Source organism: Methanosarcina sp. A14, assembly GCF_001729375.1.
Lineage (GTDB): Archaea > Halobacteriota > Methanosarcinia > Methanosarcinales > Methanosarcinaceae > Methanosarcina > Methanosarcina barkeri.
Genome location: NZ_LZPK01000276.1, coordinates 1 through 6,843, shown reverse-complemented (window position 1 = coordinate 6,843; position 6,843 = coordinate 1). Strand labels below are relative to the sequence as shown.

Sequence of the window (6,843 nt, the reverse complement as noted above, 5' to 3'; positions counted from 1 at the left end):
ATTCTTTCTGAAATCCAAAGAGAATTCTTCAACTTACTATTTAATATTTATCCATACACAAATATAATTTAATATTACTCAAGTTAAGTTTACTTTATTTCTCTTTCTTTTCAGGCTCAGTCACTTGATCTCTACTGATCATTTATTCAAGATCAATTGAGTACGTTTTTATATATAACTAATTCCTGATAGTTTGTTTTCAGGTTCAGGCTGTAAAGACTCAAATAATAACATGCATAAAATAAAAAGAGAAAGATGAAAGCCGGAGCAGGCACTTAATAATTTGCTTTCCAATTTTTGCTAGATCGGCTTTCCGCTTGTGCCATAGCAGTTTTTTGTTTTAATATGTTCTTGCCACGTAAACACGGGTTTCGGTTTCTTCCCCGCATATAGGGCACTTTTCTTTTTTGCCTCTTTTTTGCTCCAGAGGAATTCCAAGAATTCCTGCACCGATCACGTTTTCCATAGCAAGTCCGCATTCTCTCTTTCCGCACCAGGGAATTGTTGCAACTCCATCCTGAATTTTTTTCTTCACTTCTTCAAGTTCAGTACATTCAAATATGCGGTTTTCAAGTTCGACTTTCGCTTTTTGATACAGGTGTTCGTGGATCGCCTCAAACTTTGAGCTTACGCCAGTTTCGATCTCAGGGAGCGGAATCTGTTCTTTTTCTCCGGTATCTCTCCTGACAGCTACAGCGACATTATTCTGAAGGTCTCTGGGCCCGATTTCAAGTCTGAGGGGTACACCTTTCATTTCCCACTTGTAGTACTTTGCTCCGGGACGAAGGTCACTTGCATCGATTTCGACTCTGATTCCGGCTTTAGTCAGGCGTTCCTTGACATCCTTGCAGGCTGCGAGTACCTCCTCGGCTCCTTTCTTGAAGATAATAGGGATAATTACAACCTGTACAGGTGCTATTTCCGGGGGCAAAACAAGCCCTTTATCGTCTCCATGAATGGAAATCGTAGCTGCGATTGACCTTTCGGAAATCCCGTAACAGGTCTGATAAGCATAACGCTGTTCACCGTCAGGGGTTTCATACTTAATGTCAAAGGTTTTTGCAAAGTTATCTCCCAAATGATGGACGGTACCAATCTGAAGGGTCCTTCCGTCAGGCATAATTGCATCAAGAGCATCGGTATAATCTGCGCCCGGGAATTTATCCCAATCAGGTCTCCTTGAGTGAAGCACAGGAACTCCAAGCCTGCGGTATATTTCAGTATATAGTCCAATAGCTTCCTTAACCTGAGCTTCCGCATCTTCCCAGGTAGCATGGACTGTATGAGCCTCTTTAAAGGAAGTAATCTCTCTAAGCCTTATCAAGGGACGGGTATGTTTTGTCTCGTAACGGAAGGTATTAACTATCTGATAGATTTTGATAGGAAAATCCGCATGGGACCTGACCCACATTTTGTACATAGGATAAATGGCAGTCTCACTTGTTGGGCGAAGGGCCAGAGGGATGTCAAGAGGATCTTTACCACCATGGGTTACCCAGTATACCTCATCTTCAAAGCCTTTAATATGCTCGGCTTCTTTCATGAACTCATTTTCGGGAATAAGGAGAGGGAAGAGAGCTTCCTGGTGTCCACTGTTGTCAAGAATTTCTCTTATAATTTTATAGGTGTTTCTTCGGATTGCAAAGCCGAAAGGATACCAGACATATAATCCTTTTACAGGATAGCGGACATCCATTATTTCGGCCATCCAAAGGAGTTCGTTATACCATTCGCTGAATTCCTCTTTTGGGGGGAGTGCTGCTTCTTTTTCGCTTTCTGCCATACCTTCACCGTATTATAGCAATCTGACATAATTCTTAAACTCTTAAATTGACCAAACAAACTTTCAAATTGATCAAACAACTTATTAAACTAATTAAATAATTTTTTAAATTGACCCGGTTTTCTTTCTCTCCGGAAATTCTAATATAAGGTTTTCCGGGAAGTCATATTTTGAGTGAGTGACATTTTGAGATATGGAACCGTGAGAACGTGGCATCCTGATGTGAAATTACTTTCATAGCCATCAGTATGCCTGTCTTTATGAAATAGAAGTTAATAACTATATTGGAAGTATGCCCTCGGAATTTATCAGGCTGCGAAAAACCGGAAAAAAGAATTAATCTCCGAGGGGCTTAACATTGTCTGAGACATCGTTTACGAGCTCGGATTTGTTAACATCGAACACGACCATGCCGGTGTTTAGCTTCTCGGCTTCTTTTTCGGAGAGTCTAGTAGTCTTTACCTTCTTTGAAATTATCGCACTGTTTCCAAGAGGATCTTCGACTATGACCGTAATTTTTCTCTTGCCCTCAATCACATCTTCAAGCATACAAAGGAGCTCCTCGCTGCGTGAGGATTTCTCTTCGTCTCCCTGTGCCCATCTGCTCGTGGTCAGAAGAACATCCCGGACCCGTTGCAGTACGCCTTCAATATTCGTTACATATGACTCCGAAACTGATCCAGGTTCGATGGTAACTCCCATTTCCGGGATGCGGATTGTACCTGAGGTTGAACGGATGACCCTTGCATCCAGGTCTTCACTGGTTTCAACTGGCATCTCATAGCGCATGGGCTCCTTAACCGAGAGAATCATGGTATCTGCAAAGCGGAAACTGCACTGACACCTTGCACTGATATACATGATCTCCCCGAAATAGGGAATGTTATCTCTCTGCCAGGTCATCACCAGATCTGCCTGGCATAGAGGACAGCAAATTTTTGTTTCAAACCTTTCCTGTTTTAAAAAATCCTGATTCAATATTTTCCACCAGAAATCTTGGATCTGTCTATTTTAATGCCTGTAGGGGTTACAATTACGGTATTTCCTTTGACCCCTGCGATATCCCCATGGACATCGATAATAACGTCTTTCAGCTCTTTTAAAACTCTATCTCTGAGCAGGTCATCGCCTCTAATGTTTGAAATATCTACTAGCAAGATGTTTCCGTTATAAATTTCCTGCTTGAGCTGAGATACCTGGTTGATATTCGAGACTTCTGCGATCTTCACATAAGTTTCTGCAGGCTCGTCCTCGAGAACTTCTTCATATTTGCTGAGATCAATCTCGGTGTAATCCTCGGGACTGGTTTGACTTTTTACATTGCTGCCAAGGAGCTTGTCGATGAGTTTTGCCATTTATGCGCACCTATTATATTTTTTAAAATTCGAATCGCAATGTCCTATATTGAAATCTATATTAATTAATTTTGCTATTATAAAGCTGATCCGGATTTTCATTCTATTTAAGGGAGGTCGCGTTTCCTGCCCACAGGTTTTTTTCAATGAAAGTAGATTTATGAGGACTATCAGAATTCCGTGTTCCAGAGATTGTCTCCTACATGGGTTATAGACTTTATGGCTTTGCCTGAAGTAGCTTCGACCATTTCCGGGCCTCCCATAATAGCTTTTCCAATTGCAAGAGGTTTTTGATGAGTCTCTTCCACTATGATTACGAGATCTCCTTCTTTTATTTCGGGGTCAGCTGCTACAACTCCAGGAGCCATGATATCCGCGCCGTTTGAAACAAAACGGATAGCTCCTTTATCCACGGTTACAACACGCTTTTGAAGTTCCATCTCAAGAGCTCCGCGGACAGTAGGAAAAAGATGTCCTTCTATTTCAAAAAGTAAAGGCTTGCCATCTACCAGAATGAGGGAGTATTCCTCAAGGGTAATTTTTTCCAGGGTTTTGTCTTCCAGATATGACAGCTCTTCGCCAAAAGTGGACACAAGATCTTTCAACATTTTGTTCTTGATATTCTTCCTTAGCTGGACTCTTGACTTTACTTTCAATTAATCACCGGATTTTCAAATGTTATATTTTATTTATAGCATAGGGTTTTTGTGCTTTTTAAAACTTATGTGGAGTTCTGGAGTTATCTGAAATCAATTTTTGTTATATTTTTGCATTTATACTTCGAGTGTTTGTTCAGGATTGGGTATTTTTATTCAAGTTTTACAAAGAACACTGAAAGCAGCGCAACTGCACTTCCAAAAAATAGGGTCTCGTAACCTAAAGGCCCAAGGAAGAAGCTCCCAAGAACCGGGCCCAGCCCGAGCCCTGCATAAATGCCGGTATTGAAAAGTCCCATTGCAAAGCCGCTTGAGTTGGTTCTGGAAACAGCCGTAATAAGCCCTACAACTGCGGCTCCTCCTCCTGCTCCTATAAGGAAGAAAGCCAGTAAAGGCAGTTTCACCGAGAGAAAGATACCTGCTGCTGCAAGGATTATTCCTGTCCTTACTATATTTTTATAATTGAAATCTGCCCTGCCTGCAATCAGGGAACTAAGCATTGCAGCCAGATAAGAAACTGAAATTGCCAGCCCGAGTTCGGGTTTTGACAGAAAGCTAGCACTGTAATCCGCATAGTTCGCATTTAACAGACCTGTGGTTCCATAAAGAAGTACCGAAATTCCCCAGATCTTTCCCAAATCGGTTTGAAACATGGTTTTCCTGGCGTTTATCAGGTAACTTTTTAATTCGGGAAGCAAAGAAGTATCCTGCTGACTTTTTGCAGGAATTTTGCTTTCTGAGTGCGTAAATTCTTTTCCGTATGAGATAAGGAGAATGCAGGAAAGCCCTGCAAGGAAAGTGAAGCTAGCTATTGCAGTTTTAATTCCAAATCCAGCAAGCACTCCTGAAAAGAAAACGCCTGCAGCTAACCCAGCATTTAACAGGAAGTTAAACTCCCCAAGGCTTTGCTGGCTGTCTTCCCATTCTGCAAGTATGGAAAAAGCTGCAGGAAAAAAAGCCCCGCAACCTACTCCTTCCAAAAACCTGAAAATCCCAAGAATCAATGGAATGTCCGAAAATGTAATAACAAAACCTGATAAAGCAGTAAGGAGCATTCCAAATCTGATTACCTTCAGGTTCCCGATCCTGTCTGCCAGAATTCCTAGGGGCACAAGAGAAAGAAAAGCCCCCATAAAGTATCCGGAAAAGATAAGGCTTGATACTGCAACACTTCCGCTATCTCCTCCAGCAAGTTCCGGAAGAATAGGGATTACTGCGTTTGAAAGCCCCTGGAGCGCAAAAACTGAAGAATAAAGTGTTAGTTTTTTGAAGTTCATAGATTTTCCAATTATAATTATATGTACTCAGCCCTATGCTGATATTTCATTCAATGTTTATTATTCCCTGGTTTCTAAAGCCGTTTACTTTTAAAAATTACTCTTATCTTGAGACCTACTATTATTCTAGAAAGTAATTTTATTTTAAAAACGGTTACTGTTTCTAAAGAGTACTCTTATTTCTAAAACCTCTTCCTGAATATCAGAAAATTCCGTGGGATAAATATCTTACGCAATATCCTCTGCTATTCAGTCAAAGGAAACTTATTGAAGTAAAACCTGGTTAAATCCCTCTATCAGAGGAATCTTTAACTCTTCAATATGATACCAACTGCAAGGATGCACCCGTTTGCTATAAACAGCTTTTCAAAACTCACAAAATCTATAAAAATTCCTGCAATAATTGGGGCAAAAGAAAGCCCTGCATATATAGTCGTGTTGAAAAACCCCATTGCAAGGCCTCTGTCAGTATTCATTCTGGCAACAGCGAGTGCAAAACCTACAGTTGCAACTCCTGATCCTCCTCCAAGGCTTGAAAATCCCAGCAAGGGATATTTTATTGCAGAGAGAGCACCAAGGGCTGAAAACCCCAGTCCAATTCGTATTAAGGTTTTTTCCTTTACTTTGAAATGTCCTCCAAACAAAGAGGTAATCATTGCACAGACATAAAGGCTGGAAATCGAGATCCCAAGTTGAGTTTTTGTTATAGTGCCCAGGCTGTAGTCAGGATAGTAGGCTACAAGCACTCCGATGGCTCCGTTAAGCAGAAAAGAACTGAGCCAGAGCCCAATATTGCTGCGGCTGAGGAGTTTCTTAGTTTCTCTGTAAGGCTTTCTAAAAAGGTCAGAGTTTTTCAATGCACTTGCTTTCTCTGAGATTTCAGGGTCAGCCAGTCTTCTGTGCCTGGAAAACAGGTAGATGGTCAAAAGGAAAGTGAGGATTGTAAAGACCAGGATCGCTCCTTTCAGGTAGGTGTCTGCCAGCAACCCAGAGAGAAATGCCCCTGTGGCCAGGCCAGCATTGAAAAGAAAAGTCAACTCTCCTAGATAGCGTCCTGGATTATTGAGTTTGGATAATATGGCAAAGGAAGCCGGTAAAAAGGCTCCGCAGGCAGAACCTTCTATAAACCTTGCAATCAAAAGAATCCAGAGGTTTTTGGAAAGCAGAATTGTCAACCCTGAAATTACTGTAAGAATGATACCTAGTGCTATGAACTTAAAATTACCGAACCTGTCTGCAAGAATCCCAAAAGGTAGCATTGTTCCCAGGGCTCCGAGAAAGTAGGCGGAAAATAACAGGCTTAAGGCGAACCCGCCAGAGGAATTATTACTCAGATTCGCAAGCTCCGGAAGGATAGGGATAACAGCATTCGAGAGTCCCATTATAGTAAAAGCTGCTCCGTAAATCAAAAGCCTGTGAAGTTCCATAGCAATAAAAACCCTTAGCCAGGTATTATAGTTTCTTGTCCGTAATTTCTTGTCCGCAGTGGCGTTCAAAAAACCGCTTCCCAGAGGTTAAAATACCTGGAGCCAATTTTTAATGGTTTTTTAGCTCTTGAAAGAGTTTTTATATCCGTTACACAAATATGCATAAGAAAAATCAAATCTGATTGTTAATCCCTAATTTATACTTTACTATAACATTTTTATTATAATAAATCGGATAGAATGCATAGCTATTTATATAATCAGTTTGAATAGGGGTAATGTGTAATGTGAGCGGGAAACTTTTTTCACATACCATACACACCACCTGTCTCTTATACACAAATA

The 6,843-nt window shown here is 40.9% G+C and carries 6 protein-coding genes; all 6 read right to left on the bottom strand.

Annotation, left to right across the window (positions count from 1 at the left end):
- Positions 1-340: 340 nt before the first annotated feature.
- Complete coding sequence (proS, locus tag A9239_RS12875; RefSeq protein WP_048156195.1) at positions 341-1,783, bottom strand: proline--tRNA ligase; 1,443 nt, start codon at positions 1,781-1,783, stop codon at positions 341-343.
- A gap of 336 nt (positions 1,784-2,119) precedes the next feature.
- A complete protein-coding gene (locus A9239_RS12870; protein WP_048121452.1) occupies positions 2,120-2,761 on the bottom strand; it encodes a ZPR1 zinc finger domain-containing protein in 642 nt (213 codons plus the stop codon).
- Positions 2,758-3,138 carry a cell division protein SepF gene (gene sepF / locus A9239_RS12865; protein ID WP_048121451.1) on the bottom strand — a complete coding sequence of 127 codons (381 nt, stop codon included), beginning with the start codon at positions 3,136-3,138 and terminating at the stop codon, positions 2,758-2,760. Before sepF ends, A9239_RS12870 begins: the two co-directional genes overlap by 4 nt.
- Before the next feature lie 170 nt (positions 3,139-3,308).
- Entirely contained in the window at positions 3,309-3,794 is a 486-nt protein-coding gene (locus A9239_RS12860; RefSeq protein WP_048156193.1) for an RNA-binding protein, read from the bottom strand.
- A 152-nt stretch (positions 3,795-3,946) separates the two neighbouring features.
- A complete protein-coding gene (locus tag A9239_RS12855) occupies positions 3,947-5,071 on the bottom strand; it encodes an MFS transporter (RefSeq protein ID WP_048121447.1) in 1,125 nt (374 codons plus the stop codon).
- 308 nt (positions 5,072-5,379) lie between these two features.
- Positions 5,380-6,567 (bottom strand): MFS transporter, encoded by a 1,188-nt coding sequence (locus tag A9239_RS12850; protein ID WP_230628921.1) that lies wholly within the window; start codon positions 6,565-6,567, stop codon positions 5,380-5,382.
- Between the last annotated feature and the right edge of the window lie 276 nt (positions 6,568-6,843).

Coding starts and splice junctions, on each gene's coding strand:
- proS (WP_048156195.1), bottom strand. CDS start 1,783: ATGGCAGAAAGCGAAAAAGAAGCAGCACTCCCCCCAAAAGAGGAATTC.
- sepF (WP_048121451.1), bottom strand. CDS start 3,138: ATGGCAAAACTCATCGACAAGCTCCTTGGCAGCAATGTAAAAAGTCAA.
- A9239_RS12855 (WP_048121447.1), bottom strand. CDS start 5,071: ATGAACTTCAAAAAACTAACACTTTATTCTTCAGTTTTTGCGCTCCAG.